Raw genomic sequence first — 14271 nt, 5'->3', positions numbered from 1 at the left:
AAAATAGCAATATAACCATAGAAATTCTTTGTCGAAAAGATAGATATTATTTGCTTTCAACCATTCATTTTTGGCCTTATATTCGCGCCACATTAAATCCCAAATAGTTGGAAAATTAACATGCGTATTGCCATCTTATCTCGTAACGAATCTTTATATTCTACTCGTCGTTTAAAGGAAGCGGGCGAAGCTAGAGGCCACCAAGTCGATATAATTGATACATTGCATTGCTACATGGATATTACCAGTAGCAACCCTAAAGTTCGCTATCACGGCGAAAGTTTACCGACTTATGACGCAGTGATTCCGCGCATTGGCGCATCCATCACTTTTTACGGTACTGCTGTCGTCAGGCAATTTGAGGTGATGGGTACTTTTTGTATTAACGAATCTGTCGCGATAAGCCGCTCTCGCGACAAGTTGAGGTCATTACAGCTGTTATCACGTAAAGGTATTGGGCTTCCGAAAACAGGTTTTGCAAGCAAACCTGATAAGATCCAAGACCTAATTAAGAATGTTGGTGGAGCGCCGGTTGTTATCAAGCTACTCGAAGGGACTCAAGGTATTGGCGTTGTTTTAGCTGAGACAAATAAAGCCGCCGAGAGTGTTATTGAAGCATTTATGGGACTAAAAGCGAATATTCTCGTTCAAGAATTCATTGAAGAAGCCGGCGGTGCCGATATTCGTTGTTTTGTGGTTGGTAACCGAGTGATTGCTGCGATGAAGCGTCAAGCAGGTGAAGGCGAATTCCGTTCCAATCTGCACCGCGGTGGATCAGCTCAGCTAGTACGCCTAACAAAAGAAGAACGTCTTACCGCGGTTAACGCGGCGAAAGCAATGGGCCTCAACCTCTGTGGTGTTGATATTCTGCAGTCAAACAATGGCCCAGTCGTTATGGAAGTCAATTCATCTCCAGGCCTTGAAGGCATTGAAACCGCGACAGGAAAAGATATTGCAGGAATGATTTTTGATTTTATCGAAAAAACGGCGAAACCAAATGCAAATAAAACAAAAGGAAAGGGGTGATGGCAAATCGCCTATCGATAGCGGGTACTGAAATTTTAGCCGGCTCGAAGTGCCAAATTAATATCCCCGTGGCCAAGTTATATACCAACACGGAACTATTCATTCCTGTTCATGTACAAAGAGCAGTAAAGAAAGGACCAACTGTATTCGTAAGCGCGGCAATACATGGTGATGAACTAAATGGAATCGAGATCATTCGCAGACTAATAGAAGCAAACTTGAACATAATCCGAGGAACATTAATTCTCGTCCCAATGGTCAATGTATACGGCGTGCTTAATCAAAGTCGCTATCTGCCAGACAGAAGAGATCTAAATCGGTGTTTTCCTGGGTCAGCGAAAGGGTCTTTAGCGGCAAGGCTTGCCCAAGATTTTATGCAAAATGTCGTAGAGCATTGTGATTACGGAATTGACATACATACAGGCGCAATTCATCGATCAAACCTGCCACAAATTAGAGCCGATTTGAGTGATGAAAAAACATTAGAGCTTGCCCAAGCATTTGGTGTTCCAGTGTTGCTAAATTCTGTATTGAGAGATGGGTCTCTTCGAGAGGCTGCCACGAGCAGAGGAACGCGTATTCTATTGTATGAGGCAGGAGAAGCACTGCGTTTTGATGAACTGTCAATTCAAGCCGGGTTTAAAGGTGTCCAAAAAGTATTAATGGGGCTCGGACTCCTTCGAAAACGTCCGAGCAAACGAAAAATTGAACCTTACATCGCCAATAAAAGCGACTGGATAAGAGCAGCAGGAAGTGGGTTTGTTCATGAATTTGTAAAACTTGGAGAACAGGTAGAAAAGGGACAAATTCTTGCGGAGATTAACTCACCTCTTGGAGAGTTAATTCATAAGGCCGTGTCTACCCGTTCAGGGATCATAATCGGCAAGCAGAATATACCTTTAGTACAAGAAGGTGACGCCATGTTCCATATTGCCTATTTTGGCAAAGACGAAAATGATGTCGCCGAACACATTGAAATGATGCACGACTCTATACTTTTGTAAGATAAAACATTGATTAACAGGAAAGCCAATGGACAGACTGATAATTGGAAACCTCGAACTATGTTGTTTGCCAGACTTAGGGATCTCAGACTTAGAGGTTCGTGTGGATACCGGTGCTAAAACATCCTCTATGCATGTAGACAACATACGTAGATTTAGGAAAAAAGGTCAACTCTATGTAGAGTTTGACCTACACCCTGATATCTACAACATGGAACAAACGGTAACAACATCCGCTCCGGTCGTCGACTCTCGAAAAATAAAATCTTCGAATGGCGAGTCAGAGCAACGAGTTGTAATTAGCACACTTTTCTCCATTGGTGGGCGCTCTTGGCCTATTGAGATAACACTAACCAACCGTAAAGAAATGAGCTATCTAATGCTATTAGGCCGAGAAGGTATGGGGGACCGTGTTTATGTTGATCCCAGCAGAGCCTTTACATTAATAGAAGAATCTGCAGACACAAGATCAGGATAAATTAAAAATGACCGACTTTAATCAATTGCAAATTACAGAGAATAACCCGGAGTTATTGGCTGAGTTTATTAGCGCAATGGGATCGTCCGTTGACCTAAGTTTTCTTAAAGATTATCAGGACGCTGACCTTGCCAATATACTGGAGTCGGTCAACATTCAATATCGGCTACAAATTGTAGAAGTGATCCCTGCAGAACGATATTGGACAATTGTAAACTTCTTACAGTACGACACTGCTAAGCATATCCATCAATCACTATCTGATGAACTTGCCGTTGAGAGGCTTTCATGCATTAGCGAAAATGATGTCATTACTTTCTCCGATTTCTTACCAAATGAGTTTGTTGATGAATACCTTCTTACACAAAGTGAAGCAACGGTTGCCTATATTCAACAAGCATTGTCTTATGAAGATGACAAGGTCGGGCGATATGTTGAGCCCTTTTTTCTCGTCGCTAACGCTAAAAATAGTGTTGGACGGATCAAAAGTGAGATATCAAAAAGAACAGAAACGCCTATCCGCCTTATTATTGTAAGAGATACTTTAGGGATTGTTGGCACGGTTAAACCAGAGGTGTTTTTGGCTCAAGAGAATGAGACAAAACTAAGAGATTTAGCGGTTGTCACACCTATTCTCGAGGATACACAAGACATTAAAGAGATCAGTAAACAACTCTCTATTGATGGCAATACTCACTGGTTTCCCGTTTTGTCTGAGGGAAAAGTCATGGGAATAATGTCCATGACCACTATTGCTCTCACCTTGAGAGAATTAAGCTTACAAGCGGTTGTCGCTGAGAATGTAAAAAGTGAAGAAGACCTTTTTACCCCTCTAAAAGTTGCGACAAGATTACGGGCATTATGGCTTGTTATAAATTTAGTCACCGCTTTTGCCGCCTCCGCAATCATCGGTATTTTTGAAAACGTTGTCGAGCAGGTCGTCGCGTTGGCTATTCTTATGCCAGTCGTTGCCAGCATGGGAGGGATTGCAGGAAGCCAAACTCTCGCCGTTGCTATACGAGGCATTGCACTGAATCACTTACACCAAAGCAACTTACGGCTACTTGTAAACAAAGAAGTAAAAATTGCGGCCATTAACGGTGTGGTAATGGGGGCGGCTATCGGTAGTATTGTTTACTACGTGTTTGACTCAATGGCGCTTTCATTAATCATCTGTTGTGCAATCTGTGTAAACAGTCTGGCGGCGGCTTTGTCAGGAACCTTGATTCCTTTCACGCTCAAAAAGTTAAACATAGATCCTGCTGTAGCGGGTTCTGTGGTTCTCACGACAGTAACGGATGTCGTTGGCTTCCTCGTATTTCTCGGGTTAGGTGCTATCTTTTTAGTGTAAAGTTATGTCTAATTATTGCACTTTGAGTAATCATAACGACATAGACAAAGACCTAAAGAGAAATCAATAGTGGACGTTAGAGTACTAAATACATTTCTAGAGTTGGCTCGTGTCAGGCATTTTGGCCGAGCCGCAGAAAACCTACATATTACCCAGGCAGCTGTTAGTGCAAGAATAAAACAGTTAGAGAGTTACTTTAATACTGTTTTATTCACCAGAGATAGAAACAATATTAAATTAACGTCTTCAGGCGAACGGTTAATTGGTTACGCTGAAGTCATGGTCAAAACACTCCAACAAGCCAAATATGAGTTATCGTTAGAAAGTTCTAAAGCGCTTCAACTTACAATTGGTGGAACACCCAACATTTGGGATGCCTACCTGCAGAATTGTCTCAGTATTGTAACCGATGAATTCCATGGGTATGGTTTTAATGCTGAAGTACTCAGTAGAGAGCAGATCAACAGAGGATTAATTGAGCGCACATTAGATATAGCATTCGCGTTTGATCCCCTAAAAGCGGAGGAATTAGAGTGTAAAAGAATCGCTGATCTCACTTTGGTTTTAGTTTCAACAACTCATTGTGATGTAGATAAAGCACTTTCCGAAAGATACGTTTATGTGGATTGGGGGACCGCGTTCTCTTCCGAGCATGCTGATAGGCATCCTCAGGTAAATGCCCCCTACCTAAGAACATCAACAGGCAGAATCGCGTTAGATTTCATTTTAGAAAAAGGTGGCAGTGCTTATTTACCAGCATCGGTTGTTGAACCTTTTTTAAATTCTGGACAGTTGTTGTTGGTAGAAAATAGCTTAAATTGGGATAGACCGTTATACCTAAGCTATAGAAAGAAAAGTACCTCTATAGAAGCAATTATTGCTGTAGAAAAACTTATTCATAAGATTGAGCCTTCCACAGCCTATAGTTTGGTTCAGGCCGGAGAAGCCGAAAATATGGACGTTCAGAGCGAATAATTCATCGCTCTATCTATTGATTTTAGACGACTTTCAATTTTTCATACCAGAGCGCCATAAAGCGCTCAGTTATTTTTTGTTCCAATGAATGCGCTTCTTCCGTTGGGCAAAAAATAGTAATTGAGATCACTTGGTTAGCCACATCGGTTGTATGAATATAGATAAACGGTTCAATTGATGTGGCTTCAATCTCTAATCGCTTGCTGATTAAATTGGAGTAACGCGAAGCAACATCTTGAAACGGGCTTATTAATTCAGCAATCGTTTCCATAATCGGTGTTTTAAGTTCGAATAAATTAACATTATTCTCACGTACTATGGAAAAGCTGTGCATTACATACCTACGCATGAAGTTTAGGTTAATTATTGGTTGAATAAGTAACACACTATTCATAACCGTAATAGATTTCCCTGTATATGTATAACCATTTTCCATATCTACCTCTAATAATCGAAATTTTATCCAATCAATATCAGACACTTCTCCACAATGGCCATTCACTTCGATCCAATCCCCCACTCTAAATGGACGGTTTGTAACCCATGAAAAGAAACCTAGAAAACACTGCAGCAACTCTTTTGTGGCTATCACAATAGCCACGGTAAATGCCGCGACAGAGATTGCGAAATTCTGTAGCTCAGAAAGCCAAACTACCGCAACACCTATGACTAGTCCAAGATTACTCAAATTTCTGGCAACACTAATCCAGTTTTTGTGTCTCTCTTGTAGAGGACTATTACGGTGTCGAATAGCCGCTATCCAGAGGTATTTCAATGACCACACTCCAAATATAAAAACAAGTGTAATAATCATTTTTGGCGGTATAGGGATTTCAGATATTAGCATTTCAGGCTCAGAATAATAGGTTTATAAATACAGTGTACGAACGCCGTAATTATAATTAAACAACTCATATTGTCATCATAAAAAGCTATTATTTTTAAGGAAACACGTGAAGTTATTTCTATTAAAACGATTAAAATATTTTATCGTACATCCCCTCACTTCAAAACAAATAATTTTTATCGTGATGAGTTAAATTATTTTCTTTATTTATATTTAAATAGGAAATATCGTTCACTTGATGATAGTGATTTACGATTTTTAAGGACAAATAAATGATTGAAACTGAAATTAGAATTGGTGAAAAACGTTTTTACGATAGCAACGCATTTTCTCGTGGCTTTGGTAAGTCCGGAGACTTTACTGTAGAGGAAGATTATCTTCTTAGTTCATATGGCCAAACATTACTTGCATTAGAAGCAAGTGACATTTCGCCCATCAACGCAGAAGAAAGGCATTTCATTAAAGTGTTACAGAACCCCGGAAAAGCAAAAACAAAGCTGGAAAGAACGTGGCTCAAATACATTAAGCTAGCAAGAGGAAGGAAAAACTTTCATACCTTGAATGGCAGAAGTAAACACTATGAAGTATATTCAGAACGTTATTCTAATGATTTGGAACAGGCTTATTAATGCTATATTCTACATTATTACATCTATATATTGACACATGAATTGAGCGCCAATGAGGTTGATTCGACAACCCACAACGGCTATTTTTAAGAGCGCATAGGACTAACAGTTAGCCAACGCGCTCACAATTAATAACTAAAAACGACGCCTGTAGAAATCGTTGCCGTAAGAGAATTAGGCAAAAACGTTTTGTCTTTATCAATATAATTGAAATCTGCTCCGGCTCTAAAACCAATATTGTCCGTCACCGCGATTACCCATGACGCCGAAAAACTGCCTCCTTGGCCTTCTAAAGCGCGGGTTGAGCCGCCTAAATATTTTCGATTCCCTTTGTACTTGGCTGCGCCAACTTCAAGTTGCAACGACATTTTTGGTACATTAACCAGTTGATATTGACCACCCAACCGATAGGTCTGTATTCTGTCTTCATCAATAGATAAAAACTCGGCGTATGTGTCGCTGTATGAAAAGTAGATGGCATCGAAACCCAAGCTATCAGCTAGACCCAGTTGTAACCCACCTCCAGAAATACCTGCCCCAATATATGGTCCAAACTTAATTTCTGGGGAAATATGCAATGTATTAGCGGATATATTACTTGCGCTAACAAGTAATATTAAAAACAGTATTTTTCTCATTGTTTCACACTCAGAGTAACAAATAAAAATCCGTTCAGTGCGAGTATTGAATTTTCTTTACATCGCCTTTAAGGGGCTAAGCCGTCCTTGGCCAGCCTTAGTGTGCTAGTTAAATGTGTATTGAACACCAACGCCACCAGCTACATCTGACGACGAGTGTTTACCTTTCGTTTCATAATGGAAAGTGCCAGATACACTCAATTTCTCATTAATTCCATATGCACCACCTATAGCTAGAGCTTCTTTGGAACCAGCAAAACCAACGCCGGTACCGATAGCAAACTCACCATTGGTAACAAATGGGCGGGCATTGGTTACCGCATGCAAGCTTGCACGGACACCATCCATTTGCTCTGATTGTTCTTCTAGTTGGTTTGCCATTCTTTCGAAATCCAATTCAAGAGACGAAATACGCTGACTATCTGATATGGACGGCATTTGAGGTTCATAAGGAAGACCAAATTCTGGGTCGGTAGGCTGTATTCTATCTGGAGTTGAATCTTTCTCTGGTCGGTCAGGCACGCTATCAACGGGAGGTTGTGTTGGTACTTGAGGCTGGGGGCGCTCTGCAATGCCGGGGACACTGTTATCTATACTTGGCTTACCGTTCCAGATCGGATTTTCAATTTGAGCACCTGCAATAGCTTGGGTAGAAAAAACTGAAATGAGAGAAAGAGTGATGATTGATTTGTTCATTTGCACACCTAAAATATTTAATAATAAAAATCCTTCTGTTAGCAATACCTATTGCGTTCGACCTCTTGTCGATGACCAGAATATTATTGAAAATTGGGTGTGCGGACTAAACGTTATTCCTTATATTGGTAATAAGCAGCGCTTATCAAGCCTAACGTTATTTGGTAGAACGACTCACGAGTTGTTCTTGAATTACTGCCGATATCAGGTTGTGTAGCCAGTTAAACATGGCTGTATTTCTATGTCGGCTGTGACAATAACTATATACGTCAATCATGTAACCTTTTCCCCCAATATCAATATCCAAAGTACGTAAATTGGGATACAAATGAATAGGAAAAAGATTCGTGTGGGGTAGGTACATATCGGTATGTTGAATAATATCAATGAGAGCCATCATGATTTCAGAACGAAATCCTACTTTGGATTCAAATCCGTACTGCTGCATGATATCCGCTGCAATACTGAAGTTTTCATTGAAGCCTGGTGAAACCATTGACGCAATTTCATAGCCAGCATAGTCTGCAGGGGTGGTCAGCGTTTTCTTTATTGGATGCTCATTTCGCACGATGACTTGTCCGCTTAGACCCACTAGTTTCTTGGCGTATACCTCAGATGGCGTTTCTATTTCATAACTTATCGCTAAGTAAACATTGTCTCTTTTTAGGTCCTCTACCGTACTGCCAGACCAACTCACTAAATCAATGATGGCATTGGGGGCCGCTTTTTTAAAGGCTTGGTAAAGCGAACCGGACAGGCTCGCGAGCACCACTGGAGAAAGGGCAATTTTTACTGATTTTTCCAATGTCTCTGGAGAAAATTCTAGGTGGTTATTAACGCTATTAGCGAGACCATACATGTGGGGAGAGATAGAGGTTGCGAGTGCCTCGGCAAACGGAGTGGCTTGTAGCCCTTTCTGTACTTTTACAAACAGTTCATCATCAAAATGGTGTCGAAGCTTTGCAAGCGATTGACTAATAGCAGGTTGAGACACAAAAAGCCGCTCTGATGCTTTTCTCATATTTAGTTCTTGAGAAAGTATCAAAAAGGTCCTTAATAAATTAAGGTCTAAGCTAGTGAATAAATCTTTTTTCATACCGACCATTTAGCGCTAAACACAGGTATCCTCAGTCTATTCGAGTTTCCTATAAGAAGACAGCCATTACGACAAAACTGGGCACTTAAGATAAACGTATCGTAACGTTAATTAAGCCTTCATTTATCTGAAGGCTCCCCTTCTGACAAACACCAATTTTGATCACTATTATTGATAATGCTCAAACAGAATATTGTTCACAAAACACGTCAGCAAAAAAACCTTCCCTTCGCAAAATATCATTAATTCATAGCACGAATAGGTTAGCGATGTATTCGTTTGCATTTTACGGTTCAGAACCCGGATAACAAAATGAGACGAATAATGCATCACTCACTAATAACCATTCTCTTTTTAAGCAAAGTGCGATTTGGTTGTTTTTTCGCCGGAATGTCGTAAAAACATGGATAAATTGACTCCGTTTGCCAGCTTAATATTACATCCATTGGCTAACTAAGGTATAACGAAGCTATGAAAATACCTAAGAGAATACAACCTCTCGTTGACGATGGCTTGGTCGACGAGGTGAAGAGCCAATTAATGAGTGGCAAAGAGGCTTCTGTGTACATAGTACGCTGTGGCGATATGATCCGTTGTGCCAAAGTGTACAAGGAAGCGAATCAACGCAGCTTTAAGCAAGCTGTCTCATATAGAGAAGGTCGTAAAGTCCGTAATAGCCGTCGAGCTCGAGCCATGGAAAAAGGTTCGGGGTTTGGTCGTGAACAGCAAGAGAAAGTATGGCAAAGTGCGGAAGTCGATGCATTGTATAAACTCGCTGCCGCAGGCGTTAGAGTGCCAGAACCTTATGGTTGCTTCGATGGGGTTTTGCTTATGGAATTGGTCACAGATGACGATGGGTACGTTGCTCCAAGGCTAAACGATGTCACCATGTCTGCTGAACAAGCGATTGAAGACCATCTCGTCATGATGTCTTACGTGGTTAAGATGCTTTGCGTGGGATTAATCCATGGTGACTTGTCCGAGTTTAATGTGCTGGTCGACGAATATGGTCCTGTGATTATCGATCTACCGCAGGCCGTAGACGCCTCCGCCAATAACAACGCCGAGTGGATGCTAGAGCGTGACATTAACAATATTCGTGATTACTACGGCCAATACGCTCCAGAGATACTGACTACTAGTTATGCAAAAGAGATTTGGGCTCTGTTTGAGAAAGGCGAACTCACGCCGGATCGTGAGTTAACTGGTACATTTACGGAAAGTGATATCGATGCTGATATTACCGTAATAATGCAAGAAATTGATGCAGCCCGAAACGAAGAGCGATACAAGCGAGAGCGCCTAAAAGAGGCGAAAGAAGGTGTCGACGAAAGCAAATTTAATTGGACTGATGGCGATTAAGATATCGCGAAGGCAAACAAAATGAACATTCAGATAGCCGTTATTCTAATAAACATAACCCTGTTATTTGGATGCTCAAGCACTAAACCTTTACTAGGTATAAATGAGGGCAAGCTCGCACCTTGCCCTAGCACACCAAACTGCCTAAGTAGCCAAGTCAATGACGACGACACACATCAGATTGAATCCATTGTTTACTCAGGAACGTTGTCTGAAGCACATACCGCTCTTGTCCAGATACTTGCATCTGAAGATAATGCTAAAACAATAGAAAGTGAAAGCAATTACATCCATGTAGAATACACATCCACTTTCTTTCAGTTTGTTGATGACGTAGAGTTTTACTTGGTAAAAGAGCGTCCTGACAAGACACAAATACACATTCGATCTGCATCCCGAATTGGACGCTCAGATTTTGGAGTAAATCGAACGCGTATTGAGCGTATTCGAGGCAAGTTCAATTCACTATAAATAATTCTTGTTTATCTTTTTGGAATCAAGCGATCGGATATTGCCTAACGTCGTTTCTGCAATATTTTGTAATGCATCTTCGGTCAAAAAACCTTGATGCCCAGTAAATATGACATTATGACAAGCAGATAATCGGCGGAATACGTCATCCACGATAACGTCATTCGACTTATCCTGAAAAAACAGATCCTTCTCATTATCGTAAACGTCCAGACCTAACGCCCCTATTTTACCAACTTTCAAAGCGTCAATTGCGGCAGATGAATCCAACAACTCTCCTCTACTGGTATTGATTATCATGACGCCATCGCGCATTTTTTGAAACGCGTCACCATCTAAAAGATGATAATTTTGTTCTGTCATAGGGCAATGCAAAGAGATGATATTGGCCTCTTTAAAAATCTCGTCCAACGAACAGTAGCGAGCGCCCAACCTTATAGCTTCATCACTTGGGTAAGGGTCGTAACACAATATATCCATCCCTAACCCCTTCAGAATTCTCATCGTTGCTAACCCAATCTTTCCTGACCCTATGATACCTGCCGTTTTCCCATGGAAATTAAAACCAACAAGTCCCTCAAGTGAAAAGTTCGCATCTCGTGTTCTCTGATAGGCTTTGTGAAAGCGGCGATTTAACGTCATCATAAGGCCCACCGCATGCTCAGCAATTGACTCCGGTGAATAGGCTGGAACACGAGCGATTTTCATATCGATGCTCTTCGCCATCTCTACATCTACGTTATCAAAACCTGCACATCTTAGAGCCACTAATCGAACACCTTCTTGGCTAAGCCTTTCGAGCACTGGCCGTGATAGATCATCGTTGACAAACGCGACAACGACTTCGCAACCTTTCGCTAAGGCGGCGGTTTTAGTTGTCAACCTAAAGTCATAAAAATGAAATACAAACTCATCTTTATCGTTTAACAGTTCAAAGGATTTTTCGTCATAAGATTTACTACTAAAAAAGGCTATATGTTTCATGTTTTTCCCCAAACCTACACTGAAAACTGCACATATCCGCGCAATACTCGATGAGTTCATTCAATTAGCGTTACCTTCACAATACTCCATCAGAATGGCAGGTGCAAAGGTTCTCATTACATGCCCAAGTACGACTATTTTCGAATCATCACCGCGAATAAATCCATTCAACTCACTTCGGCCTCATTTCGCTAAAAGCCATGTATTATCAGGCTTATACAACGTTTTATTGCTGAACACTAAAAGATAATTGATCAATAAAATCGACAAGATCACACTTTGATTGTGGGAAAAATTGTTTCCCTTGCTCCCACTAATTAGAAGCGTGACAATCCGCCCCATAAGAGAAAAGGATAAATGATGGATAGGCAAGAGTTTATTAGATCAGTCAATACTATTGATAACTTGACTGAATCAGACAACAGAATTATTGAGCACTTTATTGCTCAATTCGAAATGCTACCTTTTGCCAAAATAAATGACCTATGCCATCAGATTGGAATTGGAAAGGCAACACTTGGTCGATTTTTACAGCGCCTTGGGTTCCATGGTTTTTTAGATTTTAAAAAAGCAGTTTCGAATGATTTGATTATTGAACTAAGTACTCCAGTAGATCGCTGTAATAACACAAGAAGAAATGACTCTACATCTCAGTTAATTAATGAACATCAAAAAGAAATACTGAATAATATTGAAAAGACTTACCAATCAATCGATGTCTTAAATATAGATAAAGCCACAGATCTTATTCTCAACCCACAAGGCAAACTTTATGTCATTGGAAGCGCGTCCGCTGAAGCATTAGCCAATTATTTTTATTTATTAGCACGTTATCTAAGAAGAGACGTTATTTTGCTCAACGCCGACTCGTCTACATTACCTCACCAACTCGCCGACATTAACGAAGATGATACGCTGCTAGCGATGTCTTATCACCGATTTTCAAGTACGACGGTTAAGGTTGTTCGTTGGTTTAGTCAGGTTGGTGGTAAAACCGTTGTTATGACCGATCAAGAGGTCAACCCTTTTGTATCTTATAGCGATATTCAAATCGTCGTCGCGAGCGAAAGTAGTACTATTTTTAATAATCGTTCGGCAGGGCTTTCCATTATCGAGCTATTAATTAAATGCATGTCTAATCGTACAAATAACAAACAACGATTTGATAAAATGGAAGACATCTTTAAAGAATTTAAAATATTTAAAAATTAACATTTAATTTAATCAAGTTTATATATTCAAATTATATTCATTTAATTTGAATATATAAACACGTCCAAAATTAAGTTGACAGACAAAATTAATTAATTACAAGGATAGAAAAATGATTACTTTATTAGCACTGCCGGTTATTTTCTCCGTCGGCTATTTCGTAGTAAAGAAATACAATACTCAAGCGGTATTGTTTTTGGCAGGTTTAACGATGATCGCACTCGGTGTTATCGCAGGGAATCCAGATTTCATGCCAAAAGGCGGAACCTCGACAGGTTCCATTATTGTCGATTTTTTTGAGGTTATTAAAGTCATCTCCTCATCAACACTCGCTAAGCTTGGTCTGATTATCATGGCTGTTGGTGGGTTTTCGCGTTACATGAGCCACATTGGCGCGGCAAATGCCCTCGTTCAGATTGCGACGAAGCCATTGTCACGCATCAAAAATCCGTACGTTGTACTTGCTATGGCGTATGTAATTGGTCAGATGATCAATATATTTATCCCAAGTGCGACCGGGCTTGCTCTATTGCTATTGGTTGCTATGTATCCTGTTTTGGTCGGTGTTGGGTGCAATCCTGCGGCAGCAGCAGCGGTGGTTGCCACAACGGGTTGTCTTGACCTAGGTCCAGCGTCCTCTGCTGCCAACAAAGCGGCTGAGATATCCGGTATCGATGTCGCCACGTATTTTGTCAGCTATCAATTGGTCGTCTCTGTTATTGCAATAATAGTGATCGCAGTATTACACTTTTTTTGTCAAAAACACTTTGACAAAAAAGATGAAGAAAATGGCATCAAACACGACTTCAACGTGGAAAGTAAGGACCATCGCAAAGCACCGAAATGGTTTGCCATTCTTCCTGTCCTGCCGTTAGCCCTTCTTCTTACCTTTAGCAAATTTGCTATTACCAGTGTCAAAATTGATGTGGTTACCGCAATGTTTATTGCTTTATTCGTTGCGATGATATGTGACTATCTCTACACAAGGGACGGCAAAAAAGTCTGCGCATCACTTAAAATATATTTAGAAGGTATGGGGGCGGTATTTGCAAGTGTTGTTAGCCTTATCATCTCAGCAAAAGTTTTTGTCACGGGCCTTTCAACGATTGGATTTATCGACCTGTTATTAGACAGTGCAGCCAGTGCTGGTTTTGGCTACATTGCAATGGTACTCGTTCTTGTCACGATTATCGCCATTGTCACGTTACTTTCAGGTTCAGGTAACGCATCATTCTTTAGCTTTTCTAACTTAGCGCCTGATGTCGCTGCACAGGTAGGAACAGCGGCAGCAACCGTGGCACTTCCAATGCAATTAGCATCGGGTCTAATGCGATCTGCATCACCGGTTGCTGGTGTCGTGATTGCTTGTGCTGGTGTGGCAAATGTATCACCAATGGAACTTATAAAACGTACTGCCATCCCTATGGTTGGTGGCCTTATCACTGTTTTAGTTTGTTCTCAGGTACTACTTTAAATAGCCGATAGCAGGAGCATACTCCTGC

General features: G+C 40.7%; 15 protein-coding genes. 10 read left to right on the top strand and 5 right to left on the bottom strand.

What is annotated here, in order from left to right:
* Positions 1–120: 120 nt before the first annotated feature.
* The 5 genes from rimK (at position 121) to L3V77_RS23130 (ending at position 4834) form a co-directional block, all read left to right on the top strand.
* Positions 121–1026 carry a 30S ribosomal protein S6--L-glutamate ligase gene (gene rimK / locus L3V77_RS23150; RefSeq protein WP_275137169.1) on the top strand — a complete coding sequence of 302 codons (906 nt, stop codon included), beginning with the start codon at positions 121–123 and terminating at the stop codon, positions 1024–1026.
* Entirely contained in the window at positions 1026–2030 is a 1005-nt protein-coding gene (locus L3V77_RS23145; RefSeq protein ID WP_275137168.1) for a succinylglutamate desuccinylase/aspartoacylase family protein, read from the top strand. Before rimK ends, L3V77_RS23145 begins: the two co-directional genes overlap by 1 nt.
* A gap of 28 nt (positions 2031–2058) precedes the next feature.
* The gene (locus tag L3V77_RS23140) at positions 2059–2508 is read left to right on the top strand and encodes a RimK/LysX family protein (protein WP_275137167.1); all 450 of its coding nucleotides are present in this window, start codon (positions 2059–2061) and stop codon (positions 2506–2508) included.
* Positions 2509–2515: 7 nt separating this feature from the next.
* A complete protein-coding gene (locus L3V77_RS23135; RefSeq protein ID WP_275137166.1) occupies positions 2516–3859 on the top strand; it encodes a magnesium transporter in 1344 nt (447 codons plus the stop codon).
* Between the two features lie 69 nt (positions 3860–3928).
* The gene (locus tag L3V77_RS23130) at positions 3929–4834 is read left to right on the top strand and encodes a LysR family transcriptional regulator (RefSeq protein WP_275137165.1); all 906 of its coding nucleotides are present in this window, start codon (positions 3929–3931) and stop codon (positions 4832–4834) included.
* Between the two features lie 22 nt (positions 4835–4856).
* Here the strand turns inward: L3V77_RS23130 and L3V77_RS23125 are convergent, their stop codons facing one another.
* On the bottom strand, positions 4857–5681 hold the full coding sequence (locus tag L3V77_RS23125; protein ID WP_275137164.1) for a mechanosensitive ion channel domain-containing protein: 825 nt from the start codon (positions 5679–5681) through the stop codon (positions 4857–4859).
* A gap of 272 nt (positions 5682–5953) precedes the next feature.
* On the opposite strand from L3V77_RS23125, the gene L3V77_RS23120 reads away from it, so the two are divergent.
* Entirely contained in the window at positions 5954–6310 is a 357-nt protein-coding gene (locus L3V77_RS23120; protein WP_275137163.1) for a DUF413 domain-containing protein, read from the top strand.
* Positions 6311–6438: 128 nt separating this feature from the next.
* On the opposite strand, the gene L3V77_RS23115 is transcribed toward L3V77_RS23120, so the two are convergent.
* The 3 genes from L3V77_RS23115 to L3V77_RS23105 all read right to left on the bottom strand — a co-directional run bounded on the left by L3V77_RS23115 (position 6439) and on the right by L3V77_RS23105 (position 8740).
* Positions 6439–6948, bottom strand: coding sequence for a hypothetical protein (locus L3V77_RS23115; RefSeq protein ID WP_275137162.1), 510 nt, complete (start codon positions 6946–6948; stop codon positions 6439–6441).
* Positions 6949–7053: 105 nt separating this feature from the next.
* On the bottom strand, positions 7054–7644 hold the full coding sequence (locus tag L3V77_RS23110) for a YadA C-terminal domain-containing protein (RefSeq protein ID WP_275137161.1): 591 nt from the start codon (positions 7642–7644) through the stop codon (positions 7054–7056).
* A gap of 157 nt (positions 7645–7801) precedes the next feature.
* Positions 7802–8740 carry a LysR family transcriptional regulator gene (locus L3V77_RS23105; RefSeq protein WP_275137160.1) on the bottom strand — a complete coding sequence of 313 codons (939 nt, stop codon included), beginning with the start codon at positions 8738–8740 and terminating at the stop codon, positions 7802–7804.
* Positions 8741–9211: 471 nt separating this feature from the next.
* Here L3V77_RS23105 and L3V77_RS23100 point away from each other — a divergent pair, with 471 nt between their 5' ends.
* Both L3V77_RS23100 and L3V77_RS23095 read left to right on the top strand, forming a co-directional pair.
* Positions 9212–10102: a PA4780 family RIO1-like protein kinase gene (locus tag L3V77_RS23100; protein WP_195705467.1), complete on the top strand. Its 891-nt coding sequence runs from the start codon at positions 9212–9214 to the stop codon at positions 10100–10102.
* Positions 10103–10123: 21 nt separating this feature from the next.
* On the top strand, positions 10124–10573 hold the full coding sequence (locus tag L3V77_RS23095) for a DUF1499 domain-containing protein (protein ID WP_275137159.1): 450 nt from the start codon (positions 10124–10126) through the stop codon (positions 10571–10573).
* Here the strand turns inward: L3V77_RS23095 and L3V77_RS23090 are convergent.
* Entirely contained in the window at positions 10568–11557 is a 990-nt protein-coding gene (locus tag L3V77_RS23090) for a 2-hydroxyacid dehydrogenase (RefSeq protein ID WP_275137158.1), read from the bottom strand. The two genes, L3V77_RS23095 and L3V77_RS23090, sit on opposite strands and share 6 nt — an antisense overlap.
* A gap of 357 nt (positions 11558–11914) precedes the next feature.
* Here L3V77_RS23090 and L3V77_RS23085 point away from each other — a divergent pair, with 357 nt between their 5' ends.
* Both L3V77_RS23085 and dcuC read left to right on the top strand, forming a co-directional pair.
* On the top strand, positions 11915–12769 hold the full coding sequence (locus tag L3V77_RS23085) for a MurR/RpiR family transcriptional regulator (RefSeq protein ID WP_342752091.1): 855 nt from the start codon (positions 11915–11917) through the stop codon (positions 12767–12769).
* A gap of 112 nt (positions 12770–12881) precedes the next feature.
* On the top strand, positions 12882–14243 hold the full coding sequence (dcuC, locus tag L3V77_RS23080; protein WP_275137157.1) for a C4-dicarboxylate transporter DcuC: 1362 nt from the start codon (positions 12882–12884) through the stop codon (positions 14241–14243).
* The last annotated feature ends 28 nt before the right edge of the window (positions 14244–14271 follow it).

Origin of the sequence: Vibrio sp. DW001, from assembly GCF_029016285.1 — a bacterium.
In the GTDB taxonomy this organism is placed as follows: Bacteria; Pseudomonadota; Gammaproteobacteria; order Enterobacterales; family Vibrionaceae; genus Vibrio.
The sequence above is the reverse complement of the archived record's forward strand: the minus strand, read 5'-3'. Positions and strand labels throughout refer to the sequence as shown.

What these genes read in the sequence shown, in the direction of transcription:
- rimK (WP_275137169.1), top strand. Translation starts at nt 121, where the DNA reads ATGCGTATTGCCATCTTATCTCGTAACGAATCTTTATATTCTACTCGT.
- L3V77_RS23145 (WP_275137168.1), top strand. Translation starts at nt 1,026, where the DNA reads ATGGCAAATCGCCTATCGATAGCGGGTACTGAAATTTTAGCCGGCTCG.
- L3V77_RS23140 (WP_275137167.1), top strand. Translation starts at nt 2,059, where the DNA reads ATGGACAGACTGATAATTGGAAACCTCGAACTATGTTGTTTGCCAGAC.
- L3V77_RS23135 (WP_275137166.1), top strand. Translation starts at nt 2,516, where the DNA reads ATGACCGACTTTAATCAATTGCAAATTACAGAGAATAACCCGGAGTTA.
- L3V77_RS23125 (WP_275137164.1), bottom strand. Translation starts at nt 5,681, where the DNA reads ATGCTAATATCTGAAATCCCTATACCGCCAAAAATGATTATTACACTT.
- L3V77_RS23120 (WP_275137163.1), top strand. Translation starts at nt 5,954, where the DNA reads ATGATTGAAACTGAAATTAGAATTGGTGAAAAACGTTTTTACGATAGC.
- L3V77_RS23115 (WP_275137162.1), bottom strand. Translation starts at nt 6,948, where the DNA reads ATGAGAAAAATACTGTTTTTAATATTACTTGTTAGCGCAAGTAATATA.
- L3V77_RS23110 (WP_275137161.1), bottom strand. Translation starts at nt 7,644, where the DNA reads ATGAACAAATCAATCATCACTCTTTCTCTCATTTCAGTTTTTTCTACC.
- L3V77_RS23105 (WP_275137160.1), bottom strand. Translation starts at nt 8,740, where the DNA reads ATGAAAAAAGATTTATTCACTAGCTTAGACCTTAATTTATTAAGGACC.
- L3V77_RS23100 (WP_195705467.1), top strand. Translation starts at nt 9,212, where the DNA reads ATGAAAATACCTAAGAGAATACAACCTCTCGTTGACGATGGCTTGGTC.
- L3V77_RS23095 (WP_275137159.1), top strand. Translation starts at nt 10,124, where the DNA reads ATGAACATTCAGATAGCCGTTATTCTAATAAACATAACCCTGTTATTT.
- L3V77_RS23090 (WP_275137158.1), bottom strand. Translation starts at nt 11,557, where the DNA reads ATGAAACATATAGCCTTTTTTAGTAGTAAATCTTATGACGAAAAATCC.
- L3V77_RS23085 (WP_342752091.1), top strand. Translation starts at nt 11,915, where the DNA reads ATGATGGATAGGCAAGAGTTTATTAGATCAGTCAATACTATTGATAAC.
- dcuC (WP_275137157.1), top strand. Translation starts at nt 12,882, where the DNA reads ATGATTACTTTATTAGCACTGCCGGTTATTTTCTCCGTCGGCTATTTC.